This is a genomic window from Paraburkholderia sp. GAS333, assembly GCF_050435665.1.
Classification (GTDB): domain Bacteria; phylum Pseudomonadota; class Gammaproteobacteria; order Burkholderiales; family Burkholderiaceae; genus Paraburkholderia; species Paraburkholderia fungorum_A.
This window is the reverse complement of the sequence record NZ_JBNDKS010000001.1, coordinates 198,513-225,194: the sequence shown is the minus strand read 5'-3', so window position 1 is coordinate 225,194 and position 26,682 is coordinate 198,513. Positions and strand designations below refer to the sequence as shown.

The following is a 26,682-nucleotide window of genomic DNA, read 5'->3' as shown; positions in this document are numbered from 1 at the left end:
CGATGCAGCCGCTGAACTGACGCGTCCCGCCATGCGCCGACACAACCCGGATGGCCGCGTGCCCCACGCCCCGACATTTTGCTTGTTCGCCCGTTCATGACGCACGCTTTTCTGTTCTCTATCGCACGCCGCCTGGCGCAGCGTCCACGTCGCTCTTCTGCCTCCACCGTTCCCGCGTCCGCACAGATTGCGCCGCATGCGGCGGCATGGCTGCTCGCCTGCGCCACGCTCACGTCGGGCGCTGTGCTGCCGCTTGCCGCGCAGGCTCGTGTCAAGGCTGTGCATCCCAGCGTCAACGTTACGACGGTGTTGCCGCAACCGGTCATGGCAGGCTTGCAGCGCGCGCATGTGCCGTTGTCGTCGATCAGCGTGGTGGTGGAAAAAGTCGGCGACCGTACGCCGCTGCTCGCGCTGAACGCGGGCAAGCCGATGATGCCCGCGTCGACGATGAAGCTCGTCACCACTTATTCCGGCCTGTCGATTCTCGGCCCCGACTACCGCTGGCGCACCAGCGCGTACGCGGACGGCACGCTCGACGGCAACGGCGTGCTGCACGGCAATCTGTACATTCAGGGCACCGGCGATCCGAAGCTCGTGCCCGAAGAACTGATCGATCTCGTTCAGAAGATCCACAAGGCGGGTATCAACGGAATCGACGGCGCGCTGGTGCTCGACAAGCGCTACTTCGATCCGTCCACTCGCGACCTGCCGCCGTTCGACGACGACGCCACCGCGCCTTACAACGTCGGCCCCGATCCGCTGCTCTACGCGTTTAAATCGCTGTCGTTCACGCTGACGCCGTCGCCCGACGGCAAGGTCACGATCGACGTGCTGCCCGCGCTGTCGCAATTGCAGATCGACAACCAGATGCGCGCAGTCAACGGCCCGTGCCGTGGCGACGCAGCCTCGGTTTCGCCGACCGTGACGCCGCAGCCGAACGGCACCGTGGTCGCATCGTTCACCGGCGACTACTCGATGCGCTGCGATCCGCGCACGATCAACGTGGCGGTGCTCGATCACTCGGCATTTTTTGCAGGCGGTTTCCTCGCGCTGTGGCAGCAGACCGGCGGCACCTTCACCGGCGCGACGCGCGAAGGCGCGGTGCCGTTCGGCGCGAAACTCGTGGCGACGCACGAGGGGCCGGTGCTGTCCGACATCGTTCGCGACATCAACAAGTTCAGCAACAACACGATGGCGCGCAATCTGTTCCTGACGATCGGCGCAGCCGAAGAAAAACCGCCGGCGACGCCGGCCAAATCGGCTCGTGCAATCGAGGCGTTTTTGCGCCGCGATGCCGTCGACATGCAATACCTGTCGCTCGACAACGGCTCGGGTCTGTCGCGCGACGAACACGTCACCGCGCTGTCGCTCGCCGATCTGCTGCAGCGGGCCAACGCGAGCCCGGTCGCGCAGGTATTCGTGGAGTCGCTGCCGATTGCGGGTGTCGACGGCACGATGCGCAACCGCCTGACCAATCGCGGCGCGGGCGGCAATGCGCACATCAAGACCGGCACGTTGCGCGACGTGCGTGCAATTGCAGGCTATGTGGCATCGGCGGACGGTAACAGTTACGTGGTCGTGAGCCTGATCAACGATCCGCATTCGGAAGCCGCGCGCGCCGCGCACGACGCGTTGCTCGAATGGGTCTATGAAGGGCCGTCGCAAGGTTTTACCAAGGTCGCCGATCCCGTCGAAGAGCCGCGCAGCAAGCCCAGGAAAAACCCGCGCAAGCGCGCGAGCCACTGAGGATTCATTCTAGCGAAGGCGCGCGCGGCAACGTCCTGAGCGTGTACGCTGTCGGGCAGTGTTTGACACGCGTGTGAAACGCGCGGCAAACACGCAACATGCAGCATAAGCCGCGCAAACGCAGGGCATCGCGCGGCACACTCGAACGACAACGACACCACCCGCTGCGACCACGCAGCGGTCAGGGACCACGGAGGAAGACACCATGCAATTCGATGCCGAATTGCTGCTGCTCGCCATGGCGCCAGTCTTTCTCGCATGCATCGGCTGGGAGGCGTGGCACCTGCGGCGCACACGGCCGGGCGCGCAGCTTTATAGCTGGCGCGACACGCTGTGCAACGCTGCGCTCGCCCTCATGCAGCAGGCCGCCGACAAGCTCGCGTGGCTCGCCATCATCCCCGTCTACGCTTTCTTCTACGAGCACTACCGCATCCACACATGGCCGGCGACGTGGGTGTCGTTCATCGTGCTGTTCGTTGCGCAAGACCTGCTCTACTACGTGTTCCATCGATGCAGCCATCGGGTGCGCTGGCTGTGGGCCGCACACGTCGTGCATCACTCGTCGGAGCGGATGAATTTTTCGACCGCGTTCCGTCAGAGCCTGATGTATCCGGTCGCCGGCATGTGGCTGTTCTGGATCCCGCTTGCCGTGCTCGGCTTTCCACCGAAGCAGATCGTCGCGATCGTGCTGATCAATCTCGGCTTCCAGTTTTTCGTGCATACGCAGGCCATCGGCAAGCTCGGCTGGCTCGAATACGTGTTCAATACGCCGTCCATTCATCGCGTGCACCACGCGCGCAACGACCGTTATATCGACCGGAACTATGCGGGCGTGCTGGTGCTCTGGGATCGCCTGTTCGGCAGCTATGTCGACGAAGATTCACACGACGCGCCGGTGTACGGCATCGTCGAGCCGCTTCACACCTATAACCCGCTGAAGGCGACGTTTCACGAATGGGCGTCGATGGCCGCCGATTTCGCGAGCGTGCGCGGCTGGCGCAACAAGTGGCGCGCGCTGTTCGCGCCGCCCGCGTGGGCAGCGAATTATCATGCGCGCCGCGCCGCCGGCTCGCCGCTGATGAATCCTGCATCGAGCGACCAAACGGGTGATCAATCCGGCATCGGTGAAAACCATCAAGCTGCGTTTCAAACGCCGCGCAGACCGTGAAAAATTCTGTAAGCTGCGCTCACGCCGCCGACGCGGTGGACGCTGCCTGCAACACATGGCGCAAAGGCCACACATACGAGGAGATGTAGTCAACATGAAGCAAACAGCATCGAAGAAACAGCAATGGTTGCGTGTCAAACAGATCGCCGTGGCAAGCGCCGCGTTCGCGATGCTCGCTGCCTGCGGCGGCGGTAGCGACAACAACAATTCGAGCAGCAGCACGCCGGCAGGGGGCGTCAAATTGCAGGTGGTGTCGTTCGGCGACAGCCTGTCGGACGTCGGCACCTATGCACCGGTGATTCAGGCGAGCTTCGGCGGCGGCCGCTTCACGACCAACCCAGGCGAAGTGTGGACGCAGAAGGTCGCCGAATACTACGGCGACACGCTGACGGCGGCGTACCTCGGCGGCTTCGGTCAGCCGCTGACCGCAACGGGCGGCCTGGGCTACGCGCAGGGCGGCTCGGATGTCGTCAATGCTGAAGGCGAAGGTTGGGCGCCGAACAATGCGGCGGCCACGACGGTGCCGGTCGTGACTCAGGTGCAGAACTACCTGAGCGCGCATACGAGCTTCAATTCGAACCAGCTCGTGCTGATCAACGGCGGCGCGAACGACATCTTCCAGTTTGCCGATACCACCGGAAGCCTGGCTGCCCTCGGCGCAGCGCTGCAGACGCAATACCCGCTGCTGGTGCAGGCCGGCACGTTGCCGAACACGCAGGCAGGTCAGGTGACGTTCATCGCCGGCTACCTGCAGCAATTGGCCAACCCGCAGATCGCGCAAGCCGCTGCCGCGCTCGCTGCGCAAATCAATACCATCGTTGCTTCGGGTGCAACCCACGTGGTGGTGTCGACGGTGCCGGACATCGGCAACACGCCGCTCGGCGTCGCCGCCGAAGCAGCAACGCCTGGCGCGGCTGCGCTGTTGTCAGGGGTCACTGCGGCTTACAACGGCATTCTGATTCAGGCCCTGACGGCCTACGGCCTCCTGGGAACCGGCAAGGTGATCGTCGCCGACGCGTTCACGTGGCTCGATCAGCAGTTGCCGAACTACAAGGCGCTGGGCTTCACGGTGTCGAACACCGGCACGGCATGTAACCTCACCACCATGGTCGCGAACGCAACGGCCTACGGTACGGCGAATCCGGCGGCGACCAACGGTCTTACCCCGGCCGAGTACGGTGCGCAGTTCGGTTCGTCGCTGTTCTGCTCGCCGCAAACCTACACGGTGGCCGGCGCCGACCAGACCTACATGTTCGCCGATACGGTGCACCCGAGCACGCACACGCACGCGCTGTTCGCGCAGTACGTTCAGACGCAGATTGCTGCGAGCGGTTTGGGTAAGTAACGGAATGAGGGACGCGCGCCTGATGGCGCGCAGTACCTGGTGTATCGAAAGCGCCTGGCATAGTTATGCCGGGCGTTTTTTATTGCGGTGGACGGTTAGTGCGAATGTCGCGGGAATGCCTGGTTGCGTGTATGGCCAGTCGGCTACCAGTGGCCCACTAACGACTCATTTGAAAAAACGAATCGCCGCCAGCCATCACGAGCGATGAAACCCAACGCCGTCAGCTCTGCGCCTCGAAAGCCGCTGCCGCACGTCCCAAACGATCGTTCACCGCGATCCATTCGATCGTATCCGGTAACTTCTCGATCAGAATCTGCGTGACGTTCGCTCGATCCAACGCGCGCAGCAAGCCATACAACTCACGCGCGTAGACGTGCGGATCTTCGGGCGCGGCAATGAAATGCACGCCTTCGGCATCGGCCCAATGACCGGCACGCGACGCGCGCGCCACCAGCGCCACGCGCTCGCCCGCATCACGCGCGATCAGCAACGGCTCCAGCGCGTTGAAGGGCAACAGCGCCAACGGCGTGCGCGGCGCGTAATGCGCTTTCAACGTGCCGGAAGCACGCGGTGCGGTTGCATCCGAACCATCGGGTAGACGCGGCGCTTCGCCGAGGACGTCGGCGATATCTTGCGGCGTCACGCGGCCCGGTCTCAATAGCGCGGGAAAACCGCGCGACAAATCGAGAATGGTCGATTCGATGCCGACATCGGACGCGCCGCCGTCGAGCACGTGAATCGAACTGCCGAACTCGTCGCGCACATGCTGCGCCGTGGTCGGGCTCACATGCCCAAAGCGATTCGCCGACGGCGCGGCCACGCCGCCATGTCCGCCGCGCAAAGCACTGAACGCTTCCAGCAGCGCTTGCGCCACCGGGTGCGACGGGCAACGCAGCCCCACGGAATCCTGCCCGCCACTGACCGCTGCCGGAATTCGCGCGGCTCGCTTCAGAATCAACGTCAGCGGGCCGGGCCAGAACGCGTCGATCAGACGCTGCGCTTCAGCGGGCAGATGCTCGACCCAGTAATTCGGATCACCCTGCGGCGCCAGATGCACGATGACGGGATGATTCGCCGGTCTGCCCTTCGCCGCGTAAATGCGCGCGACGGCATCGGGACTCTCGGCGTCGCCGCCGAGTCCGTACACGGTCTCGGTCGGGAATGCGACCAGACCACCCGCGTCGAGCAACGCAGCCGCGTGCTCGATCTGCGCGGCGCTCACAGGCAATGCGCTCGCGGCGCCTTCAGCGGGTTTCTGTTGATCCGGCATGGTGCTCGCGTCAGCTCGTGATGATGTGCAGAAGCCGCGCGCAATCGCGCCCAGCCGTGCGGGCTTCTTCGAGCGATGCCGCCGTGAAGTTGATATGACCCATCTTGCGGCCACAGCGGGCTTCTTCCTTGCCGTATAGATGCAGACGCGCCGCCGGCATCGCCGCGACTTCGTGCCATGGCGGCGTGACCGCCGCGCCCTTCGGGCCGTCCGGGAACCACACGTCGCCGAGAATGTTCAGCATGACTGCCGGCGAGTGCTGACGCGTGTCGCCGAGCGGCATGCCGGTCATCGCGCGAACCTGCTGTTCGAACTGGCTGGTCGCGCAGGCGTCGACGGTGTAATGGCCGGAATTGTGCGGACGCGGCGCCATTTCGTTGGCGACCAGCGAACCGTCTTCGAGGATGAAAAACTCCACGCACAGCACGCCCACGTAGCCAAGCTTCTCGGCGATTTGCAGCGCGGCTTGCTGGGCCTGCTCGACCAGCGTCGGGCTTGCGTCCGGCGCGGGGACGATGGTGTGCGACAGCACACCGTCGCGGTGCGTGTTCTGCGCCAGCGGATACACCACCGACGCGCCGCTCGAAGCGCGCGCGATCAACGCGGACACTTCGAACTTCAGCGGCAGGCGTTTTTCCAGCACGCAGGCAACACCGGCGAGCGACGCATGCGCCTCGCGCACTTCTTCGGCATTGCGTACGCGAATCTGGCCTTTGCCGTCGTAGCCCATGCGGGCCGTTTTGAGGATGCCCGGCAGCACGGCTTCGAGTGCGGCGTCGTCGAGCGCGGCGAGCGCGTCCGACGACTCGATCACTACGTGCGGCGCCACCGTCACGCCCGACGACGCGATAAATCGCTTCTCGGCAATCCGGTCCTGGGCGACGGCCACGCAGCGGCCCGCCGGGCTCACGAACGTGGTCTTCGCGAGAAAGTCGAGGCTCGCGGCCGGCACGTTCTCGAATTCGGTCGACACCGCCGCGCACAGCCGCGCGAGTTCGGTCAACGACGCTTCGTCGTCGTAAGCCGCGCGCAGATGGCGATCGGCGACGGCGCCCGCCGGACTGTTTTCGTCCGGGTCGAGTACGGCGACGCGATAGCCCATGGACTGGGCGGCAAAACAGAACATGCGGCCGAGCTGGCCGCCACCGACCATGCCAAGCCATGCGCCTGGCAGAATCGGTGAAACCGGTGTGTTGTCTGGGTTCATCTTAGTGGTCGGTCGCGGCCGGGTGGGCCTCGAGAAAGCAGGCACCCGGCCGGGGGTCAGACAGGGGACGTCTTATATCAATCAGCCCGCGCGATTACAGCGCCGGCAATACCATTGCGTGAGCCGCTTCGTTCTGGCGCACGCGGAACGCAGCCAGTTTCTCCGCGTATTCGTCGCTCGTGCCGGCGAGCAGCGACACCGCGAACAGCGCAGCATTCGCCGCACCCGCTTCGCCGATCGCAAACGTCGCAACCGGCACGCCCTTCGGCATCTGCACGATGGAGTGCAACGAATCGACGCCCTTCAGATACTTGCTCGCGACCGGCACGCCGAGCACCGGCACCGTGGTCTTCGCGGCCAGCATGCCCGGCAGATGCGCCGCGCCGCCCGCGCCCGCGATGATCGCGCGGATGCCGCGCTCACGCGCACTTTCAGCATAGGCGAACATTTCGTCGGGCATACGGTGCGCCGACACAACCTTCGCTTCGTACGGCACGCCGAATTCCTGCAAAATCGCCACGGCGTTCTTCATGACTTCCCAGTCGGAACTGGAGCCCATCAGCACGCCGACGACCGGCGCGCCATGCGTATGGGCAGTTTGAGCTTCACTCATCTTACGGCTTCCCTGTTTCTCGAACGGTACTGATACGACAAGCGCGTAGTCAGGCGAGCTTCTGACCGGTCAGACGTTCGAGCGCTTCCTGATACTTTTCGCCCGTCTTCGTGACCACGTCGTCCGGCAGCTTCGGCGCCGGCGGTTCTTTCGCCCACGCCTGCGTTTCGAGCCAGTCGCGCACGAACTGCTTGTCGAACGACGGCGGGTTGGTGCCGACCTGATACTGGTCAGCCGGCCAGAAGCGCGACGAGTCGGCGGTCAGCGCTTCGTCCATCAGGTACAGCTTGCCGTGGTTGTCCAGACCGAATTCGAACTTCGTGTCCGCGATGATGATGCCGCGGGTCGCAGCGTAGTCTGCCGCTTCCTTGTACAGCCTGATCGAGATGTCGCGGATCGTCGCCGACAGTTCGGTGCCGATGCGGCGCTCCATGTCGTCGTACGTGATGTTTTCGTCGTGATGGCCCATTTCGGCCTTGGCTGCCGGCGTGAAGATCGGCTCAGGCAGCTTCTGTGCGTTTTGCAGACCCGGCGGCAGTTCGACGCCGCACACCGAACCGGTTGCCTGGTAGTCTTTCCAGCCGCTGCCGGCCAGGTAGCCGCGCACCACCGCTTCGACCAGAATCGGCTCGAGGCGCTTGACGACTACCGCCCGGCCCTTCACCTGCTCGACTTCGTCGGCCGCGACCACGGATTCGGGCGCGACGCCCGTCAGATGGTTCGGCACCACGTGCGCGAGTTTGTCGAACCAGAAGTTCGCCATTTCGTTGAGCACGCGACCCTTATTCGGAATCGGCTCGCCCATGATGACGTCGAACGCCGACAGACGGTCGGTCGTGACGATCAGCAACCGGTCGTTGCCCACCGCATAGTTGTCGCGGACTTTACCGCGGCCGAGCAGCGGCAGCGAGTGGAGCGTAGATTCGTAGAGGGTAGACATCGTCGTGGTTCGCTAAAAGTGAGGCAAAAAGTGTGACCGGAACAAAAGGGAAACGCCGTTCCCCCGATGATGCGGGAACGGCGATCTAACGACAACCTGGCCGGATGGCCAGGTGTAGAGCCTGTTACAGCTTAACGGACGACCTGCGCCAGCTCGCCCGACTTGTACTTCTCCGCGATTTTATCAAGCGAGAGCGGCTTGATCTTGCCAGCCTGGCCTTCGCAGCCGAATTGCATGTAACGGTCGATACAAACCTTCATCGCCGCTTCGCGCGCCGGCTTCAGATAATCGCGCGGATCGAACTTGCCCGGGTTGGTCGCCATGTAGCGGCGGATCGCGCCGGTAATCGCCAGACGCAGGTCGGTGTCGATGTTGACCTTGCGCACGCCGTTACGGATGCCTTCCTGAATTTCTTCGACCGGCACGCCGTAGGTTTCCTTCATATCGCCGCCGAATTCGCGGATTTCAGCCAGCAATTCCTGCGGCACCGACGACGAACCGTGCATCACCAGGTGCGTGTTCGGAATGCGCTGGTGAATTTCCTTGATGCGCTGAATCGACAGAATGTCGCCCGTCGGCTTCTTGCTGAACTTGTACGCGCCGTGCGACGTGCCGATCGCGATGGCCAGTGCGTCGCACTGCGTCAGCTTGACGAAGTCGGCTGCCTGCTCCGGGTCGGTCAGCAATTGCTCGCGGGTCATCTTGCCTTCCGCGCCGTGGCCGTCTTCCTTGTCGCCCTGCATGGTTTCGAGCGAACCGAGCACGCCCAGTTCAGCCTCGACCGTGATGCCGATGGAGTGCGCCGCTTCAACAACCTTGCGCGACACGTCCACGTTGTACTCGTACGATGCCACCGACTTGCCGTCGGCCTCGAGCGAACCGTCCATCATCACGCTGGTGAAACCGCTGCGAATCGCCGCCATACAGACCGCCGGCGACTGCCCGTGGTCCTGGTGCATCACGACCGGAATATGCGGATACGACTCGACCGCTGCTTCGATCAGATGACGCAGGAACGCTTCGCCAGCGTACTTACGTGCGCCCGCGGACGCCTGCATGATGACCGGGGCATTGACCTTGTCGGCCGCTGCCATGATGGCCTGCACCTGCTCCAGATTGTTCACGTTGAATGCCGGAAGGCCATAACCGTTTTCGGCGGCATGGTCCAGCAGTTGACGCATTGATACGAGAGGCATGCTTTAACTCCATAGATTGAAACGAATTCTTGTGCCGTCGGCATCTATTTGGCGATTTTTCCGCGGTGCAAACTGCATGCCCGTCACACGATGGCTTAAAACGTCGAGCGTTCCTGGCGCTTCCAGACGCAATTGAAGCCTGTGTGCCGCCTCTCGCGGGGCATGTCAGTCTGCACCGCTCAATCGACCCTGCGCCGATCAAGCAGTCACTTCTCAATACGGCTCGCCGACCCGCACAATTTTCAGCGTATTGGTGCCGCCAGCCTGACCCATCGGCTCGCCGACGGTCAGCACGACCATGTCGCCGTGCGACGCGTAACCCTTCTTCACCACGGTTTCCAGCGCCTGTTGCAACGCGGTGTCGCGGTCGGTGTTGGTGTCCAGATGCAGCGAAGTCACGTTGCGGTACAGCGCCATAGCCCGCTCACTGCCGATTCGCGGCGTGAGCGCGAAGATCGGCACGTGGGTCCAGTGACGCGACATCCACAACGCGGTCGAGCCGGATTCGGTCAACGCGACAATCGCCTTCGCGCCGAGGTGGAACGCCGTGAACAGCGCGCCCATCGCGATCGACTGGTCGATGCGGGTGAACGTGCGGTCGAGGAAATCCTTGTCCAGTTCCGACTGTTCCGACTTCTCGGCTTCGACGCAGATCGCCGCCATCGTCTCGATGGTCTGCACCGGGTATTTGCCCGCCGCCGATTCCGCCGACAGCATCACCGCGTCCGTGCCGTCGAGCACCGCGTTCGCGACGTCCGACACTTCGGCGCGGGTCGGCACCGGCGCGTAGATCATCGACTCCATCATCTGGGTCGCGGTGATCACGAACTTGTTCGACTCGCGCGCCATGCGGATCATCCGCTTTTGCAGCGCCGGCACTGCGGCATTGCCCACTTCCACCGCCAGATCGCCGCGCGCGACCATGATGCCGTCCGACGCGTCGAGAATGCCTTGCAGCGCCGGAATCGCTTCGGCGCGCTCGATCTTCGCGATCATCTTCGGCTTGATGCCGTACGGCGCACCGGCGATGTTCGCCAGTTGCCGGGCCATTTCCATGTCGGTCGCGTTCTTCGGGAACGACACGGCCACGTAATCGACACCGAGCGACATCGCCGTGCGGATGTCTTCCATGTCTTTCGCGGTCAGCGCGGGGGCCGTCAAACCGCCACCCTGACGGTTGATGCCCTTGTTGTTCGACAGCTCGCCACCGATCTTCACGATCGTGTGAATCTCGCTGCCAATTACGCGTGCGACGTTCAGGACGATCAGGCCGTCGTTGAGCAACAGCACGTCGCCTGCTTTCAGATCGCGCGGCAGGTCCTTGTAATCGAGACCGACGCGTTGTTCGTTGCCGAGTTCGCATTCGGCGTCGAGGATGAACGGCTCGCCGGCAACGAGCATGATCTTGCCGTTTTCAAATTTGCCGACCCGGATTTTCGGGCCCTGCAGGTCCGCCATGATGGCGACTTCGCGGCCGGCCTGACGGGCCGCCTCGCGCACGAATTCGGCGCGTTGGCGGTGGTCGTCGGCGGTGCCGTGCGAGAAATTGAGCCGCACCACGTCCGCTCCTGCCTGAATCATTTGCAGCAGGACTTCCGGCGTGCTGGAAGCCGGTCCGATGGTAGCGACAATCTTGGTAGCGCGATGCATGAGTCTCCTCGTCTGGATGGGATCGCTGGGAAAAGCGCTGCGAGTCGGATGCGGAGGCTGCGCACCGAAAGATGATGCGAGGGGTTGCGCGCCGGTTGAAACCAGCGTCGCTTTATTGGTAAAGGCGGTGTTCGAGACCAGCACGGGGGGTGCCGGTGGGGGCGCGAGCTCTGCGTGTTCGTGCGGGAGTTCAGCCTGCGACGGCGCGTTCTGCGCAACAGGGTCAGCGGACGATTCCGCTGCTTCGTCGATGGTGGCCGTGGTCAACTCCGCGAGCGCGAGAGACGAGCCGGATTGTTCTGCTTCAACTGACGCTGCAGACGCCGCCGGAGTGGCGGCGGAGCGCACTGCGCGCTCCCCTGCCGTCGTTGCTGCGGTGCCGCGCGCCGGTTTGGCGCCGCGCGTTTTAGCAGACTTTGTCGAGGGGGAGCGCGTCGTCACGTTAAGCCCGCGATTCCAGGATTTCGACAGCCGGCAACTTCTTGCCTTCGAGGAACTCGAGGAAGGCGCCGCCGCCCGTCGAGATGTAGCTGATTTTTTCCTGGATGCCGTACTTGGCGATGGCCGCGAGCGTGTCGCCGCCGCCTGCAATCGAGAACGCGCCCGACTTGGCGATCGCGTCTGCCAGCGTCTTCGTGCCGTTGCCGAACTGGTCGAATTCGAACACGCCGACCGGTCCGTTCCACACGATCGTGCCGGCCTTTTCGAGCTGCGAGGCGAGCGTTTTCGCGGTTTCCGGTCCGATGTCGAGGATCATGTCGTCGTCTTGAACATCGGCGACTGCCTTGATTTCGGCCTTGGCGGTGGGCGAAAACTCTTTCGCAGTCACCACGTCGACGGGGATCGGCACCGAGGCGCCACGGGCCTTCGCGGATTCGATAATGGCTTTGGCTTCTTCGAGCAGATCGGCTTCGGCCAGCGACTTGCCGATCTTCAGGCCGGCAGCCAGCATGAACGTATTGGCAATGCCGCCGCCGACGATCAACTGATCCACCTTGTCGGCGAGCGACTTCAGAATGGTCAGCTTGGTCGACACCTTCGAGCCGGCGACGATCGCCACCAGCGGACGCTTCGGCGCGCCGAGCGCCTTGCCGAGCGCTTCGAGTTCAGCCGCGAGCAGCGGACCGGCGCAAGCGACCGGCGCGTACTTCGCGATGCCGTGGGTGGTGGCTTCGGCGCGGTGTGCGGTGCCGAACGCGTCGTTCACGTAGATGTCGCAGAGCTTCGCCATTTTCTGCGCGAGCTCGTCGGAATCTTTCTTTTCGCCCTTGTTGACGCGGCAGTTTTCCAGCAGCACGACCGAACCCGGCGCCACGTTCACGCCGTTTTCGACCCAGTTCGCCACCAGCGGCACGTCGCGGCCGAGCAGGTCGGCGAGGCGCCTGGCGACCGGTGCGAGCGAGTCTTCCGGCTTGAAATCGCCCTCGGTCGGGCGGCCCAGGTGCGAGGTGACCATCACGGCCGCGCCTGCGTCGAGCGCCGCCTTGATAGCCGGCACGGAGGCGCGGATACGGGTGTCTTCGGTGATGTTGCCTTGATCGTCCTGCGGCACGTTCAGATCGGCGCGGATAAACACGCGTTTGCCGGACAACTTGCCTTCGGCGATCAGATCGGAGAGACGCAATACCTTGTTCATGGGCGTGTGTGTGCGAGTTGATGAGAAGGCGGTGACGGGCGACGCGCGCGCTTCAAGCGCGGCAGACTCCAGCGCTTTTGCACAACGGCGGCTCCACAGGATCGGGCGCGGGCGGCATGGCCGCAGTTCTCGCGCCCTGCACCGGCGCGCTCAACCCGGAAACGAGCATTTTAACCGATCCAAACTGCCTTCTGACCCGCAACTGGGCGAATGACGCGTATTTGAAGATAAGCCTGCCGTGGTGCGACGCAACATTTTCAATCGTTCCAATTACATGAAGACGCGCAACAGAGTGAACACGACCATTCCGGTGACAATCGTGCCGAGCATGGTGCGCCGCCACAAAAACCAGCCGAGACCAGCCAGCGTCGCGTAAAACTCGTGATTGGACGGCGCGAACGACAGGCCGTCGGGCGTCGCCAGCACGTCGGGCAACACCACGGCGGCCAGCGCCGCGGCCGGGGCGTAGCGCAGCATCCGTTGCACACGGCCCGGCAAAACCGTGCGCTCGCCGCCGATTAGAAACATCGCGCGTGTCAAAGCGGTGACGAAGGTCATGCCGAAAATGGCGAGCCAGATTTGCGTGGATGTCATCGGGAATCTCCGGCGCTGTTGCGGATGCGGCGCAGATCGGCGCGCTCGACCATCAGGTCGGCGGCGCTGCCGGCCACGATCGCCGCAATCACCGCAAGCGGCAGCGCGAGCCGGTACGGCAGGTCGAAAGCGAGCAGCGAGACGACGCCCGCAATCGCGACCGCCACCAGCGTGGAACGCGTCGCGATCGCCGACACCATGATGGGCAGCAAGGCCAGCGTGCCCGCCAGCGCCAGCCCCCAGTTATCGGGGATCAGGCTCGCGAGCAGGATGCCCGCAATCGACGACACCTGCCACGACAGCCAGCTCGACAGCGCCATGCCCCAGTAGTAAGCCTCCTTGCCCGGCACGTAGCCCGGCGCGAAGCTCTTCTTCTGGAACAGCAGATAGATGACGTCGCCGTTGAAATAGCCGAGCACGATGCGCCGCCACATCGGCAAATAGGAGAAATGCGGCGCGAGGCCGACGCTGAAAATGACGAAACGCGTGTTGACCATGGCCGCTGTGAGCAGCACGGTCCAGATCGGCAGTTTGGCGGCGAGCAGCGGCAGCACCGCCAATTGCGACGAGCCGGCGTAGCACAGCAGCGACATGGTGAGCGACTGCGGCAGCGTCAGCACCGACTTGCTCATCGCGATGCCGGTGACCAGCCCCCACGAGAAAATCGCCATCAGCGTGGGTGCGTAGTCGCGCGCGCCCTGACGGAAGGCACGGCGATCGAGATCTGACAGACGAGCAGGCATCAGGCGTGGCGCGCCCGCGCAAGGCGCGGCAACGAAGGGAGGTCGACGCCAGGAAAGTCAGACACCCGCTGGCGTATCCGGATTTGATTTATGCGTGCGCCGGATTATAGCGCCGGGCCTGCGGCCAAATGCCCGTTCCGTGTGCAAAAGACGCTAAAATAACGCTCTTGATTAGGCCCCGAAGAAAGTCTCCCTTGGGCAGCACGCCGCACGGGAAACCAACGGGCCACCCCGGTTTTCTTGCTCCACGGGGAGCCTGCGCGCAGCGTCAGGTCTGAGGGCACTCATAACGCACTGCTGGAGAATCGTATGTCAATGGCCGACCGCGACGGCAAGATCTGGATGGATGGCAAGCTCATCGACTGGCGCGATGCCAAGGTCCACGTGCTTACCCACACGCTGCACTACGGCATGGGCGTCTTTGAGGGCGTGCGCGCCTACAAGACGGCCGACGGCGGCACCGCGATCTTCCGTCTGCAGGAGCACACCAAGCGTCTGCTGAACTCGGCCAAGATTTTCCAGATGGACGTGCCGTTCGACCACGAAACGCTCGCCGCCGCGCAGTGCGAAGTGGTCCGCGAAAACAAGCTCGAATCGTGCTATCTGCGTCCGATCATCTGGGTCGGCTCGGAAAAGCTCGGCGTGTCGGCCAAAGGCAACACCATTCACGTGGCAATCGCCGCGTGGCCGTGGGGCGCTTACCTCGGTGAAGACGGCATCGCGAAGGGCATCCGCGTGAAGACGTCGTCGTTCACGCGCCATCACGTGAACGTGTCGATGGTCCGCGCGAAGGCGTCGGGCTGGTACGTGAACTCGATCCTCGCCAACCAGGAAGCCATCGCCGACGGCTACGACGAAGCGCTGCTGCTCGACGTCGACGGCTACGTGTCGGAAGGTTCGGGCGAGAACTTCTTCCTCGTGAATAACGGCAAGCTGTACACGCCGGACCTGTCGTCGTGCCTCGACGGCATCACGCGCGACACGGTCATCACGCTGGCGCGCGACGCGGGCATCCAGGTCATCGAAAAACGCATCACGCGCGACGAGGTTTATACCTGCGACGAAGCGTTCTTCACCGGCACTGCTGCCGAAGTCACGCCGATCCGCGAACTCGACAACCGTACTATCGGCTCGGGCTCGCGCGGTCCGATCACCGAGAAGCTGCAGTCGGGCTTCTTCGACATCGTGAACGGCAAGAGCGACAAGTACGCGCACTGGCTCACCAAGATCTAACGCGCGCTGCGCCGGTTTTTCTGCCTGGCCTCACGGCTGGTGCCGGATCCCGGCGCAACGCCCGCACCCTGCATACAACGAGAAAGTCCCATGAGCGAAATCAAGGAAATGCCGCTGGTCGAACTGTCGGCAAAAGACCTTCCGGCCTACTGCCCGAACCCGAACATGCCGCGTTGGAGCGCACATCCGCGCGTCTTTATCGACGTCACGCACGGCGAAGCGAAGTGCCCGTATTGCAGCACGCGGTACAAACTGCGCGACGGCGAAGTGGTCCGGGGTCACTGAACCCGGCTCATCGTGCGTTGTGACTGGCGGCGCTGTTTGTCGAGCGGTGAGGTTTCGGCCTCGATTTGAAGTGCGTGGGTTGTCAGGTCGGCGGGTTACTGCCGGATGAGCGGAGCGATGTCTGGTTCGACATTGACTTCGTAGTTCGTGTCGTCGCCCGTCTGTTCCGTTGTCCGATTCAGCTTTATACGAATCGGCCTCGAACACGCCCCGACCGCCGGCACGCCCACGCTAGAACACACTCGACGTCACGCGCACCACAGCAGCAAAGCCGCAGTCGCGGTGCCACCGGCATGGCCGGAATGGCATCACGCGGCAAGCGGTTTTTCCCCTTTTACCTATCCGAACGCCACGCGCACTGCGCGCGCAGCGTTTCGTTTCGACACCGGACACTCACTCTGATGCGTCGCGCGTTGGTTATCGCACCGAACTGGATCGGTGACGCATTGATGGCGCAGCCGCTGTTTGCGCGCCTCGTGAAATTGCATCCCCGCATCGTCATCGACGCGGTCGCGCCCTCGTGGGTCGCGCCCGTGCTCGAACGCATGCCGGAAATCCGCGACGTCTACGCCACCGACCTCGCGCACGGCAAACTGCAAATGCTGCGCCGCTGGCAACTGGCGAGCGATTTGCGCGACGTCGGCTACGACGCGGCTTACGTGCTGCCGAACTCGCTCAAATCCGCGCTGATTCCGTGGATGGCGGGCATTCCGCTGCGCATCGGCTACACCGGCGAAAGCCGCTACGGCCTGTTGAACGTACGTCACGCGAATCCGCGCAAGGACGAGCGCCCGCCGATGGTCGGCCAGTACGCCGCCCTCGCCTACGCGCCCGGCGCGAAGATTCCCGACGACCTGCCGATGCCCCGGCTCGACGCGGACCTGAACGAAGCGTCGCGCGTGTCGGCGCGCTTCAATCTGGACACGCGCGTGCCGCTGCTGGTGTTCTGCCCCGGCGCCGAATATGGCCCGGCCAAGCGCTGGCCGCCTGAGCATTTCGCGGCGCTCGCGCAGATGGTCGGCCAGTCGTTCCCATACACGCAGATCGTCGCGCTCGGTTCACCGAAAGACGCGCCGCTCGCGCAGGCCATCGCCGAGAAAGCGCCCAACGTGCGCAACCTGTGCGGGCAAACCGCGTTGGGCGAAGCTTGCGCGCTGATCTCGCGAGCCAACGCCGTGGTCACGAACGACTCCGGCCTGATGCACGTGGCAGCCGCGCTGCGCCGCCCGCTGGTGGCCGTGTACGGATCGACCGATCCGCGCCACACCCCGCCCCTGTCGGAGCTTGCGAAGGTACAATGGCTTCATCTCGAATGCAGCCCCTGTTTTGAGCGCGAGTGTCCGCTCGGTCATCTGAACTGCCTCAAGCAACTGAGCGCCGAACAGGTATTCGGCGATTTGCGCGGCATGCTGCTCGCGCAACGCTGAGCCGATCAACCACACTCGCTGCTTGCAGTACCGCACGCCCCTTAAGCGCGTCGCGTCATGTTCGTGCCTCACGGCGCGAACATGCTGGCGCCGGGGGGCGACAAGTCCGGTGCGCCGGACTGTTCCGCTGACCGCTGCCCCGCAACCGCGCGCCGCGCACAAGAGACTGACGAGCCATGCCACGTTTTGCCCATATCTTCGAAGCCGCCGCCGATACCCTGAACGCCTACTATCAGGCCATCGCCGAGGTCAATATCGACAGCTTGATGGGCCTGTGGATCGACGAGGAGTTCGTTAGCTGCATTTGCGCCGACGGCTCCCACCTGCACGGCCTGGAAAGCATTCGCGCCGGCTTGCAGATCCAGCTCGAAACCGCGCCCGTTTCGATCGAACCGCTCGATATTCGCGTGTACGACAGCCTCGGCACCGTCGTCTATGCGATTGCCGAAGCGCATCGTCCGGCCGACCCGAAAGCCACGCCCAACATGGTGTTTACGACCTACGTGATGGTCCACGAACGCGGCGAGTGGCGCATCGCGCACATTCACGCGAGCCCGATGCCGAACGAAGCCGCCAGCCAATTCGCCACCAAGATGCGGCATGGCCAGGGTTCGCTGCACTGATGCGGGGCCGCGTTTCCGGCTCGCGTTTTCATTTTTTGCTCCAACGCCGGCATGAGTTCGACGCCCAATAAACCTCTCTCCTCCGGCACGGCCCGCGCCGTCGCCGAGGCTGCCGTCGAGGCAACCGTCGATCTGCTATACCGCGCGCCGCTCTGGCTGCCGAACCGGCATGTGCAGACCATCGTTCCGTCGCTGTTCGCGCGCCGGCCATCGGTGTCGTTCCGACGTGAACGCTGGGACACGCCCGACGGCGACTTCATCGATCTCGACTGGGTCGTGCATGACAGCCAGGCTGTGTCCGCGCCGCCGGTTCCCGCGTCCGACGCTCCCCTTTTCGTGCTGTTTCACGGTCTCGAAGGCAGTTCGGCGTCGCATTATGCTGCGTCGTTGATGTCGGCCGCGCAGCAGTACGGCTGGCACGGCGTCGTTCCGCACTTTCGCAGTTGCAGCGGTTCGCTAAACCGCCTGCCGCGCTTCTACCATCTCGCCGACAGCGCCGAAGTCGATTGGGTGCTGCGACGCCTGCGCGCCATGCATCGCGGGCCGATCGTCGCGGCAGGCGTATCGCTCGGCGGCAACGTGCTGCTGCGCTGGCTTGGCGAGCAGCGCGACGGGGCCGCGTCGGTGGTCTCGGCGGCTGCCGCGATTTCGGCGCCGATCGACGTGCATGCCGGTGGCCGCGCGTTGTCGCAGGGCTTTGGCCTCGTCTACACACGCAGTTTCCTGAAAACGCTCAAACGCAAAGCCGAGCAGAAGCTGGCCCAGTTTCCGGGTCTGTTCGACCGTGACGCGATGCTGGCGAGCCGCACGATGTACGAGTTCGACAACGTCGTGACCGCGCCGCTGCACGGTTTTCGCGATACCGACGATTACTGGAGCACCGCGACTACGCGCCCGTTGCTGCCGCACATCGAAGTGCCGACGCTCGTGCTGAACGCGCGCAACGACCCGTTCCTGCCGGCCGAGGCGTTGCCGTCGCCGCGGGAGGTGTCGGCGGCGGTGGAACTCGATCAACCCGAGCACGGCGGCCACGCCGGCTTTATGACCGGGCCGTTCCCGGGCCGTATCGACTGGCTGTCGCGGCGCGTGCTCGGTTATCTGGAGCGGCACATCGATCATGGATGACATCGTCAGGCAGGCATTGGCCAAGTGGCCGAACGTTCCCAGTTGCACCGGCTGGCTGATGCTGGACCGGCGCGGCAACTGGCGCATGCGCGACGAAGCGGCTCAGGCGAGCGGCTCGCCGGGTACGCCGATCCGGCACGACGCATTGCTCGGCTTCATCAACCGGAATTACGATGCCGACGAGCATGGGCAGTGGTATTTCCAGAATGGACCGCAGCGGGTGTATGTCGAGTTGGGGTACACGCCGTGGGTGGTGCGACTGTCGGCGGATGCCGATGGCGCGCTCACGTTGCGGGACCAGGCGGGCGGCGCGTTCGAACCGGCCGCCGTGTTCGTCGATGAAGAAGGCGGGATTCTGTTTGGCGACGCTCAGGCTCCAGCCAGAATCGCCGTGCTGCACGATCACGATCTGGACATTTTCTCCGAACACGCCACGCTTGCCGACGATTCGTTGAGCGGCGAATTCCACTGGAACAGGCGCACCAGCCTGCCGCTGACTTCCGTGCGGCGTGCCGACGTCGCCGCGCGGTTCGGCTTCGTGGCGAGTCCGGCAGCGCGGGTGTGAGGTTTTGTCGGCACTTTACGCGGCGCTGGCCAGCCGAACCGGTGCCGACAACCTCAGTCAATAGCAGAACCCGCTAGCTCTTTTCGTCGAGCCGCTCCTCCTTATAACGGCTCTCCATCTCGTGAAGTCTTGCGTCGACGGTCGCGAGGTCGTAGTAGGCGATTGTCTTCAGGTCACGTGCGTCCTTCAGTTGCCGGATCGCCGACGGCCACGCTCCCTCCAGCGCAAATTTTTCCGCCATCGCCCGATGCTGCGTCAACGCATCGCCGCTGCCCGCGCTGGCCTGCGCCAGATAGAGCCACCACGCCGGCTGGTCGGGGTGCGCGCGCGTTTCCTTTTGCGCGAGCACCTGCGCATCGGCGTAGCGCTTCAAGGTCAGTAACGTGCGGATATGCATGTCGATCGCGGCGTTCGACTGCGGCCAGCGCTGCTGCGCGAATTCGGCGAGACGGGCGGCTTCGTCCGCGTGGCCCGCACGACGCGCGATGTCGGCGGCCAGCACGTCAAGGCTCGGCGAACTGCGCACGGGCTCGCCCTCGCTCCGCTCGCCGCTGGCGAAAACCGCACGCGATGCCGCGAGCGACGCCGCCGCGTCGTCGTATCGTTCGAGCAGCATCTGACCGAACGCGATCCCGTACCAGTTGGCCGCGACGTTGAGCGCCGTGCGGTCGTCGATTTCGGTGCGCATCCGCGAAATCTCGTCGGCGTATTCGCTGCGCGAGCGATCCTGCAGCAGTCGCGCACGCGCGCGCACAAAACCGTATTCCGGCGACTGATGCGGCTGCCGGTACGCCGCCCGTCGCGCGCGGTCTTCCATGTCGGCGATCCGCTCGCCAGTCAGCGGATGGGTGCGCGCGTAGGCCGGCACGCCCATGTCGCTCATCGCCGCCCGATCGAGGCGGCCGAAGAAGGCGCTCATCGCGTAGGGATCGTAGCCCGCGCCTGCAAGCAGCAGAAAGCCGACGCGGTCGGCCTCCTGCTCGGCGGAACGCGAGAAACGCAACTGGTTGTCGACCGCGTACGCCTCGCTGCCGAGCGCGATCGCGCTGCCGAGGTCACCGCTGTGCGCGAGCACGCCCGCCAGCACCGCGAACAGCATGCCGGCGAGCGCGGCGTAGGTGCTGTGCTCGCCGGCGGTGATCATCCGCGAGATGTGACGTTGCAGTACGTGTCCCATTTCGTGACCGAGGACCGACGCCAGTTCCGACTCGGTTTGCGTCGTCACGATCAGGCCCGTGTTCACGCCGATAAAGCCACCGGGTAGCGAGAAGGCGTTGATCTGCGTGTCGCGCACCGCGAACAGATCAAAGTCCGGCCGATAGCCGCCGATATAAAGCGCGCTCGCCGCCGCAGCCAGTTTCGCGGCGACGGAGTTCAGATAGTCGCGCACCAGCCAGTCGTCGAGGTAGTCGGGATCGCGGCGCACGTCGCGCATGACGCGTTCGCCGAGCTTGCGCTCGGCTTGCGGCGTGAGCGTGCCGGCGCCGCCGCTGCCGAGGTCGGGCAACTGTTGCGTGGCGACCGGGTTGCGCCAGTTCGTAACGCCGGAATTGCCGGAGAAGCGGCTCTGCGCGCCGCCGTAGACGCCGAATACGCCCTGCGCGATGTCGGGCGGCACGATAGGATCGACGTGGGGATCGGCATAGGAACCGGTTGGGCCGCTCACCAGCGGGGAGTCGGCGGATTGCGCGGCGGGCGTGTTGAGCGCGATGCTCGAAGCGGAATACGATTGGGCGAACGCGCCCGGCGGGGTCGCGAGCGCGACTGACAATAACGCAGTAAGAAACCGTTTCGGACGCATCGCAGGGTCGGTAGCACGGAGTCAAAAGGCGACGCCCGCCGCTCGGACTAAGATAGCGGGCATGAGGCAATTGTAGTCAGTCGTGTGCGCGATTCGGCGGGCTTGTTGCGTGACTGTTGCGGGCTTTTTGCAAGACCGTTGCACTGCCTGCCGCTTTGGTTGCTGCAGGGCTGCCGCTGCGGTTTCCGGTTTGCGGTTTCCGGTTTGCGGTTTCCGGTTTGCGGTTTCCGGTTTGCGGTTTCCGGTTTGCGGTTTCCGGTTTGCGGTTTGCGGTTTGCGGTTTGCGGTTTGCGGTTTGCGGTTTGCGGTTTGCGGTTTGCGGTTTGCGGTTTTGCGCGTACCACGGGAACGCGCTCGTGGCACGCCGCGACCGCGCTGCTATGATAGGCGCCCTCTTAAGGAGCCCAACCATGCCTGAACTCACTCATTTCGACGCTGCCGGCCAGGCGCATATGGTGGATGTCGGCGGTAAAGAGGAAACGCGGCGCATCGCGATTGCGCGCGGCTCGATCCGCATGCTGCCCGAAACGTTCGCGCTGATCCGCGACGGCAATGCCAAAAAGGGCGACGTGATCGGCATCGCGCGAATCGCGGCGATCCAGGGATCGAAGCGCACCGCCGATTTGATCCCGCTATGTCATCCGCTCGCGCTGACGCGCGTCAAGGTCGACTTCGAACTCGACGAAACGCTGCCCGGCGTGCACTGCACGGTTCAGGTCGAAACGCTTGGCCGGACCGGCGTGGAGATGGAGGCGCTAACCGCCGTGCAAGTCGGCCTGCTGACGGTGTACGACATGTGCAAGGCAGTCGATCGCGGGATGACGATCACCGATGTGAAAGTGCTGGAGAAGCACGGTGGGAAATCGGGGGATTGGGTCGCGGGTTGATGACCGCTTAAGTCATCGCCCCGCTCGCCTGTTACCGCCTGCTCTTTATATTTGCGGTGCAGATAGCGACAACTCAATCGTCGTCGCTGTCGTCGTCCTGATTCACGTTGGACGGCGGCGTGCCAAAGCGCTTGACCAGTTCGTCCTTGAAACCGGCCAGCGATTTCTGTTCGTCCACGAGCTCGTACAGAAAGCCCAGCTGCGACGGCCAGTCCTTCAACTCTTCAGAAAAAATCTTCAGACGGTCGACCGTGTCGAGCGCGCCCGCCGTATCGCCGCCCAGCGCCTGCAGCACCGCATAACGTCGCAGCACGGTTTCGCCCGGCAGCAGCGCAATCGCCTGCTTGTGCATGTCGAGTTTGTGTTGCAGGTTCATGCCGTTCATCGGCTGAAGCGTCGCCATACCGTATTCGCCCCACGCGCGGAACAGGAACGACGGATCCGCCGCATATTGCTCGGCGGGACGCGAACCGTAATACAGCACCTCGGCACGCGCGTAATCGCGATACACCGGATACAGCGCCGCCAGCCCGCCAAACACCACCACCGCAAACGCACCGAACGACAGCCGCGCGGGCACGAACCGCAACGGCCGCGTTTCGAGCACGCCGAACACGAACATCGCGGGCAACAGAAAGAACATGTACTGCTGCGGATATTCGACCAGCGCATGCATGGTCAGCACGCCGATCAGCGCGATGCCGAATACACGCGCCGCGCTTTGCGGAGCGCGCACCACGCGCACAAGCCACGCCACCAGCCCCAACAGCACGATCGCGACGCCGATCAGGCCGGTTTTCGCGAGCAGGTCGATGAAAATATCGTGCGAGTTATTAGCGATCTCGACACCACCGAGTTTCTTCACGTACTCGAACTGATAGCTCGGAAACTCGCCCCAACCCACGCCTAGCAGCGGATGCGTCTTGAACATCGTCCAGCCGTACTTCCACAGCGCGAGACGCGGCGCGATCTGACTCGCGTCCTTCATGCGCTCTGCGGCCGACTGCCCGAGTTCGAGGTGATAGCGCACGTTAGCCCAGCGGATCACCGCGTTGACCACGAAGAACAGCACTGCAAGCGCGATCGGAATGATCCACTCGCGGTTGCTGCGGCGAAGCAGCGGCTCGTTGCGGGTCTGCGCGAATGCCATCCAGAAACCCGCCACCACGATCACGCCCATTTGCAGCCACGGTCCGCGCGACACGGTAAGCGCGAGGCCAACGGCGAAAATCGTCGAGACGAGCAGCCAGATGCTGACGGCGAGGCGGCGTGTCTGCACGAGGAACAGAGCGCCCGCCATCGCAAACGCAATGTAGGTAGCGAGGTGGTTCGCCTGTGCCATATTGCCGAACGGCCGACGCTCGACGGTCACGTTATAGGCCACCACGAGCGGCGACACGCGCGTCTCGAGGTGAAACAACTGGATCACCTGACTGAACACCGCAAACAGCCCGCCGACGATCAACGCCCCGGCCGCCCAGCGCAACGCCGTATCGCCGAGCTTGACGCGCGTAAAGCCGTAACCGGCATGCGTCGCCATGAAGGCCGCCAGCAGGAAACCGCCGCCGAGCCAGTTCATCGACGGTTGCGTTACCGGCAACACGATCGATTGCGTGATCAGCAACAGCCCGAACAGCAACGGCACCAGCGCAACAACCGGCGACGCAAACGCAACGCGCGGCTTCGCGGTCGCGACCAGCAGCACGACGCCCGCCCCCGTCAGCAGATACAGCGCGAGTGCGGTGAATTCGGCGTAGAAGGTCGGAATCGGATACGTGTGGTTGACGACTGCATAAGGCAGCACCAACGCGAGAGCCAACAGAATGAGAGACAGGTACCGCGCGAAAGGGGTGGGCATCGATTAACCGGAGGGCGTCAGCAACCGGCGCACTATACAAAAAATTCCTCCTGCTGTGCGCCGGCCGGGCTGAAATAGGCCAAAAATCAGCGCTTTACGTTCTTCCTACGACGTTCCGCCCTCTCGCATGTCATCCGGCATCATCTGCCGCCTCCGGTCACGAACGGCATTCCGGCGGGGCGAGATTCGACGCGAGGGTGGGCGCATCGGCGGGAGCGGGTCCTGCACCAGGCGCAGGCAGCGAAGACGCGGTTTTGCCGCCCGCGAAACACTCCCACGTGAGTGCGCCGCCCTGGGCCGCATCCTTGCTCAAGGCGACCCGTGCGGTGGGCGCGTCCGCGTTGTCGGGCACTGACGGCACGAGCGTCAGCGTGTTCGATCCGGCGGGGGCCACGCGCGTCGTGAAGGCAATCGTGATCTGGCCGGTGGTGTCGTCGACCTGGATCGACTCGACGTTGCGCGTGGAGGGCGGCGACGCGAAACCGCCGCTGAACACATTGCCGCTCGCGGCATTCTCAGCCACCGCAATTCGCGCCGCCGACGCCAGCGACAAGCCCTCGCCCACCCGGCTGCGCGCCAGATAGTCCTGATACGCGGGAATCGCGTATGCGGCAATCACGCCGACAATCGCCAGCACGATCATCAGTTCGATCAAGGTGAAGCCGACGCCGAAGCGGCGAAACGCGCTCGCCAGTCGCGCGGGCCAGTTTGCTCGCCGGAAGGCGGAGCGCGCGGAAAGCGTGGCGTGGGAATAAGGGGAATACGGCAAGGTGACGATCATCGGCTGGCTCCTGAAACGAAAAACGCCTGGCCCGCGGTGTGGGGACAGGCGTTTCAATCGTAGCCAGCGAGGCTCGCAACCGACAGTCAGCCGAATGGCTAATGTTGTGAATCTCGCGGCAGTATCAAGCTGCCGCGCGATTCGCGTTCCGTCGCTTGAGCAGATAGCCGACGATCAGCACGAACAACGCACACGCGACGCTCATTCCATATTCGGCGACGGGCGTGTCGAGAATCGGCCAGCGATCGCCAGCCGGATCGTTGATGATCAGGCCGCCCGCGATCCAGCCGAGCAACGCCGCGCCCAACATGATGACGACTGGAAAGCGATCGAGCAGCTTGAGCACCAGCTGACTTCCCCACACGATCAGCGGAATGCTCACCACCAGCCCGAAAATCACCAGCGCCAACCTGTGCTCGTGCTCAGCCGCTTCCGCCGCACCGGCGATTGCGATTACGTTGTCCAGGCTCATCACCGCATCCGCGACGATGATGGTCTTGACCGCCGAGATCAGCTTGTCGGCCGGCTTGACGTTTTCATGCGCGTCGTGTGCCGGGGCCAGCAGCCGCACGCCGATCCACAACAGCAGCAGACCGCCCGCGAACTTCAGCAGCGGCACGTCGAGCAGCACCACCGCAAACGCAATCAGCGCCACGCGCAGCACAATCGCGCCCGCCGTCCCCCACAGCACGCCTTTGAAGCGTTGCGACGGCGGCAGGTTGCGGCAGGCCAGCGCGATCACGACGGCGTTATCGCCACCTAGCAGGATGTCGATGACAATGATCTGAAAGACCGCGCCCCAGTGCAGGGTGGCAAAGAATTCGAGCATGACTGAAAGAATAGGAAGGAATCTGACGCGCGGACGAAAAAAAGCGGGGGAGTTTGCACTCCCCCGCTTTTCAGACCGCACGTTCACGAAAGGACTTCGTAAGCGTATCAAAAAACGCGCCGGTATCGCATGCAGATAACGCGCGCGAATTCAGATTTACAGCATCGCCTTCAGAAGACGCGCCATTTCCGACGGGTTCTTCGTGACCTTGATACCGCATGCGTCCATGATTTCCAGCTTGGCATCAGCCGTGTCTGCACCGCCCGAGATCAGCGCGCCGGCGTGGCCCATGCGCTTGCCCGGAGGCGCCGTGACACCGGCGATAAAGCCAACCACCGGCTTCTTCATGTTGTCCTTGATCCACTCAGCAGCATTCGCTTCGTCCGGACCGCCGATCTCGCCGATCATGATGACGGCGTCCGTATCCGGATCGTCGTTGAACATCTTCATCACGTCGATGTGCTTCAGACCGTTGATCGGGTCGCCGCCGATACCGACTGCCGACGATTGGCCGAGGCCGATTGCCGTCAGTTGGCCGACTGCTTCGTACGTCAGCGTGCCCGAACGCGACACGACGCCGATGCGGCCCTTGCGGTGGATGTGACCCGGCATGATGCCGATCTTCAGTTCGTCCGGCGTGATCGTGCCCGGGCAGTTCGGTCCGAGCAGCAGCGTCTTGCTGTTCTTCGCGCGCATACGTGCCTTGAGCTCGATCATGTCACGGACAGGAATGCCTTCCGTGATACAGATTGCGAGATCCAGGTCGGCTTCGACTGCTTCCCAGATGGCAGCAGCAGCGCCTGCCGGCGGAACGTAAATCACCGACACGGTCGCGCCCGTTTCAGCCTTGGCTTCAGCGACGCTTGCGTAGATAGGAATGCCTTCGAAATCTTCGCCGGCCTTCTTCGGGTTCACGCCTGCAACGTACGCTTCGCGGCCGTTTGCATATTCACGGCAAGCACGCGTATGGAACTGACCGGTCTTGCCGGTAATGCCCTGCGTGATGACCTTGGTGTCTTTGTTAATCAGAATCGACATGTATAAACCTCTGTTCGTTTGGCGTCACGCGGTGGCACCGCGAGGGCGGAATATTCTCGCCCGCGTCGCTATTGCGCCACTCACGCGCCGCCATTCGTAATCCTGGTAAACGCGCTCGGGGT

At 63.8% G+C, this 26,682-nt stretch carries 25 protein-coding genes; 11 read left to right on the top strand and 14 right to left on the bottom strand.

Annotated features, from left to right (window positions below; translation table 11 throughout):
* Positions 1-96 precede the first annotated feature (96 nt).
* The 3 genes from dacB (at position 97) to ABH945_RS01040 (ending at position 4,259) form a co-directional block, all read left to right on the top strand.
* Positions 97-1,746, top strand: a complete 1,650-nt coding sequence (dacB, locus tag ABH945_RS01050) for a D-alanyl-D-alanine carboxypeptidase/D-alanyl-D-alanine endopeptidase (RefSeq protein WP_429249464.1) — start codon at positions 97-99, stop codon at positions 1,744-1,746.
* A gap of 205 nt (positions 1,747-1,951) precedes the next feature.
* Positions 1,952-2,914, top strand: coding sequence for a sterol desaturase family protein (locus ABH945_RS01045; protein ID WP_074765567.1), 963 nt, complete (start codon positions 1,952-1,954; stop codon positions 2,912-2,914).
* A gap of 94 nt (positions 2,915-3,008) precedes the next feature.
* Positions 3,009-4,259 carry an SGNH/GDSL hydrolase family protein gene (locus tag ABH945_RS01040; RefSeq protein ID WP_429249463.1) on the top strand — a complete coding sequence of 417 codons (1,251 nt, stop codon included), beginning with the start codon at positions 3,009-3,011 and terminating at the stop codon, positions 4,257-4,259.
* Positions 4,260-4,479: 220 nt separating this feature from the next.
* On the opposite strand, the gene ABH945_RS01035 is transcribed toward ABH945_RS01040, so the two are convergent.
* The 7 genes from ABH945_RS01035 to ABH945_RS01005 form a co-directional block, all read right to left on the bottom strand.
* On the bottom strand, positions 4,480-5,529 hold the full coding sequence (locus ABH945_RS01035; protein WP_429249462.1) for an L-threonylcarbamoyladenylate synthase: 1,050 nt from the start codon (positions 5,527-5,529) through the stop codon (positions 4,480-4,482).
* Between the two features lie 10 nt (positions 5,530-5,539).
* Positions 5,540-6,736 (bottom strand): 5-(carboxyamino)imidazole ribonucleotide synthase, encoded by a 1,197-nt coding sequence (locus tag ABH945_RS01030; protein ID WP_074765575.1) that lies wholly within the window; start codon positions 6,734-6,736, stop codon positions 5,540-5,542.
* 94 nt (positions 6,737-6,830) lie between these two features.
* On the bottom strand, positions 6,831-7,349 hold the full coding sequence (gene purE / locus ABH945_RS01025) for a 5-(carboxyamino)imidazole ribonucleotide mutase (RefSeq protein ID WP_074765577.1): 519 nt from the start codon (positions 7,347-7,349) through the stop codon (positions 6,831-6,833).
* Positions 7,350-7,398: 49 nt separating this feature from the next.
* On the bottom strand, positions 7,399-8,289 hold the full coding sequence (locus ABH945_RS01020; RefSeq protein WP_429249461.1) for a phosphoribosylaminoimidazolesuccinocarboxamide synthase: 891 nt from the start codon (positions 8,287-8,289) through the stop codon (positions 7,399-7,401).
* A 131-nt stretch (positions 8,290-8,420) separates the two neighbouring features.
* Positions 8,421-9,485 (bottom strand): class II fructose-bisphosphate aldolase, encoded by a 1,065-nt coding sequence (fba, locus tag ABH945_RS01015; RefSeq protein ID WP_074765580.1) that lies wholly within the window; start codon positions 9,483-9,485, stop codon positions 8,421-8,423.
* Between the two features lie 213 nt (positions 9,486-9,698).
* Positions 9,699-11,135 (bottom strand): pyruvate kinase, encoded by a 1,437-nt coding sequence (gene pyk, locus ABH945_RS01010; RefSeq protein ID WP_074765582.1) that lies wholly within the window; start codon positions 11,133-11,135, stop codon positions 9,699-9,701.
* Between the two features lie 442 nt (positions 11,136-11,577).
* On the bottom strand, positions 11,578-12,771 hold the full coding sequence (locus ABH945_RS01005; RefSeq protein WP_074765584.1) for a phosphoglycerate kinase: 1,194 nt from the start codon (positions 12,769-12,771) through the stop codon (positions 11,578-11,580).
* Positions 12,772-12,887: 116 nt separating this feature from the next.
* Between ABH945_RS01005 and ABH945_RS01000 the strand changes: the two genes are divergently transcribed.
* On the top strand, positions 12,888-13,049 hold the full coding sequence (locus tag ABH945_RS01000; RefSeq protein ID WP_171910229.1) for a hypothetical protein: 162 nt from the start codon (positions 12,888-12,890) through the stop codon (positions 13,047-13,049).
* Here the strand turns inward: ABH945_RS01000 and ABH945_RS00995 are convergent.
* Together ABH945_RS00995 and ABH945_RS00990 are read right to left on the bottom strand one after the other, a co-directional pair.
* The gene (locus ABH945_RS00995) at positions 13,042-13,365 is read right to left on the bottom strand and encodes an AzlD domain-containing protein (protein ID WP_074765586.1); all 324 of its coding nucleotides are present in this window, start codon (positions 13,363-13,365) and stop codon (positions 13,042-13,044) included. The genes ABH945_RS01000 and ABH945_RS00995 overlap by 8 nt on opposite strands.
* Positions 13,362-14,108 carry an AzlC family ABC transporter permease gene (locus tag ABH945_RS00990; RefSeq protein WP_074765588.1) on the bottom strand — a complete coding sequence of 249 codons (747 nt, stop codon included), beginning with the start codon at positions 14,106-14,108 and terminating at the stop codon, positions 13,362-13,364. Before ABH945_RS00990 ends, ABH945_RS00995 begins: the two co-directional genes overlap by 4 nt.
* Positions 14,109-14,417: 309 nt before the next feature.
* Here ABH945_RS00990 and ABH945_RS00985 point away from each other — a divergent pair, with 309 nt between their 5' ends.
* The 6 genes from ABH945_RS00985 (at position 14,418) to ABH945_RS00960 (ending at position 19,366) form a co-directional block, all read left to right on the top strand.
* Entirely contained in the window at positions 14,418-15,341 is a 924-nt protein-coding gene (locus ABH945_RS00985; RefSeq protein WP_074765590.1) for a branched-chain amino acid transaminase, read from the top strand.
* A gap of 90 nt (positions 15,342-15,431) precedes the next feature.
* Entirely contained in the window at positions 15,432-15,626 is a 195-nt protein-coding gene (locus ABH945_RS00980) for a zinc-finger domain-containing protein (protein ID WP_074765593.1), read from the top strand.
* A gap of 401 nt (positions 15,627-16,027) precedes the next feature.
* Entirely contained in the window at positions 16,028-17,053 is a 1,026-nt protein-coding gene (waaF, locus tag ABH945_RS00975) for a lipopolysaccharide heptosyltransferase II (protein WP_074765596.1), read from the top strand.
* Between the two features lie 176 nt (positions 17,054-17,229).
* Positions 17,230-17,676, top strand: coding sequence for a nuclear transport factor 2 family protein (locus tag ABH945_RS00970; protein WP_074765598.1), 447 nt, complete (start codon positions 17,230-17,232; stop codon positions 17,674-17,676).
* 51 nt (positions 17,677-17,727) lie between these two features.
* The gene (locus tag ABH945_RS00965) at positions 17,728-18,801 is read left to right on the top strand and encodes a hydrolase (protein WP_429249460.1); all 1,074 of its coding nucleotides are present in this window, start codon (positions 17,728-17,730) and stop codon (positions 18,799-18,801) included.
* Positions 18,794-19,366, top strand: coding sequence for a DUF2946 family protein (locus tag ABH945_RS00960; protein ID WP_429249459.1), 573 nt, complete (start codon positions 18,794-18,796; stop codon positions 19,364-19,366). Before ABH945_RS00965 ends, ABH945_RS00960 begins: the two co-directional genes overlap by 8 nt.
* A 73-nt stretch (positions 19,367-19,439) precedes the next feature.
* Here the strand turns inward: ABH945_RS00960 and ABH945_RS00955 are convergent, their stop codons facing one another.
* Complete coding sequence (locus ABH945_RS00955; protein WP_429249458.1) at positions 19,440-21,167, bottom strand: M48 family metalloprotease; 1,728 nt, start codon at positions 21,165-21,167, stop codon at positions 19,440-19,442.
* Between the two features lie 410 nt (positions 21,168-21,577).
* Here ABH945_RS00955 and moaC point away from each other — a divergent pair, with 410 nt between their 5' ends.
* Entirely contained in the window at positions 21,578-22,054 is a 477-nt protein-coding gene (moaC, locus tag ABH945_RS00950; RefSeq protein WP_074765606.1) for a cyclic pyranopterin monophosphate synthase MoaC, read from the top strand.
* A 73-nt stretch (positions 22,055-22,127) separates the two neighbouring features.
* Here moaC and ABH945_RS00945 read toward each other — a convergent pair whose 3' ends face one another.
* The 4 genes from ABH945_RS00945 to sucD all read right to left on the bottom strand — a co-directional run bounded on the left by ABH945_RS00945 (position 22,128) and on the right by sucD (position 26,560).
* On the bottom strand, positions 22,128-23,912 hold the full coding sequence (locus ABH945_RS00945; protein WP_429249457.1) for a PglL family O-oligosaccharyltransferase: 1,785 nt from the start codon (positions 23,910-23,912) through the stop codon (positions 22,128-22,130).
* A 157-nt stretch (positions 23,913-24,069) separates the two neighbouring features.
* Positions 24,070-24,693, bottom strand: a complete 624-nt coding sequence (locus tag ABH945_RS00940) for a pilin (protein WP_429249456.1) — start codon at positions 24,691-24,693, stop codon at positions 24,070-24,072.
* A 124-nt stretch (positions 24,694-24,817) separates the two neighbouring features.
* On the bottom strand, positions 24,818-25,522 hold the full coding sequence (locus tag ABH945_RS00935; protein WP_429249455.1) for a TerC family protein: 705 nt from the start codon (positions 25,520-25,522) through the stop codon (positions 24,818-24,820).
* Between the two features lie 156 nt (positions 25,523-25,678).
* Entirely contained in the window at positions 25,679-26,560 is an 882-nt protein-coding gene (gene sucD, locus ABH945_RS00930) for a succinate--CoA ligase subunit alpha (RefSeq protein ID WP_074765614.1), read from the bottom strand.
* Positions 26,561-26,682: the final 122 nt, after the last annotated feature.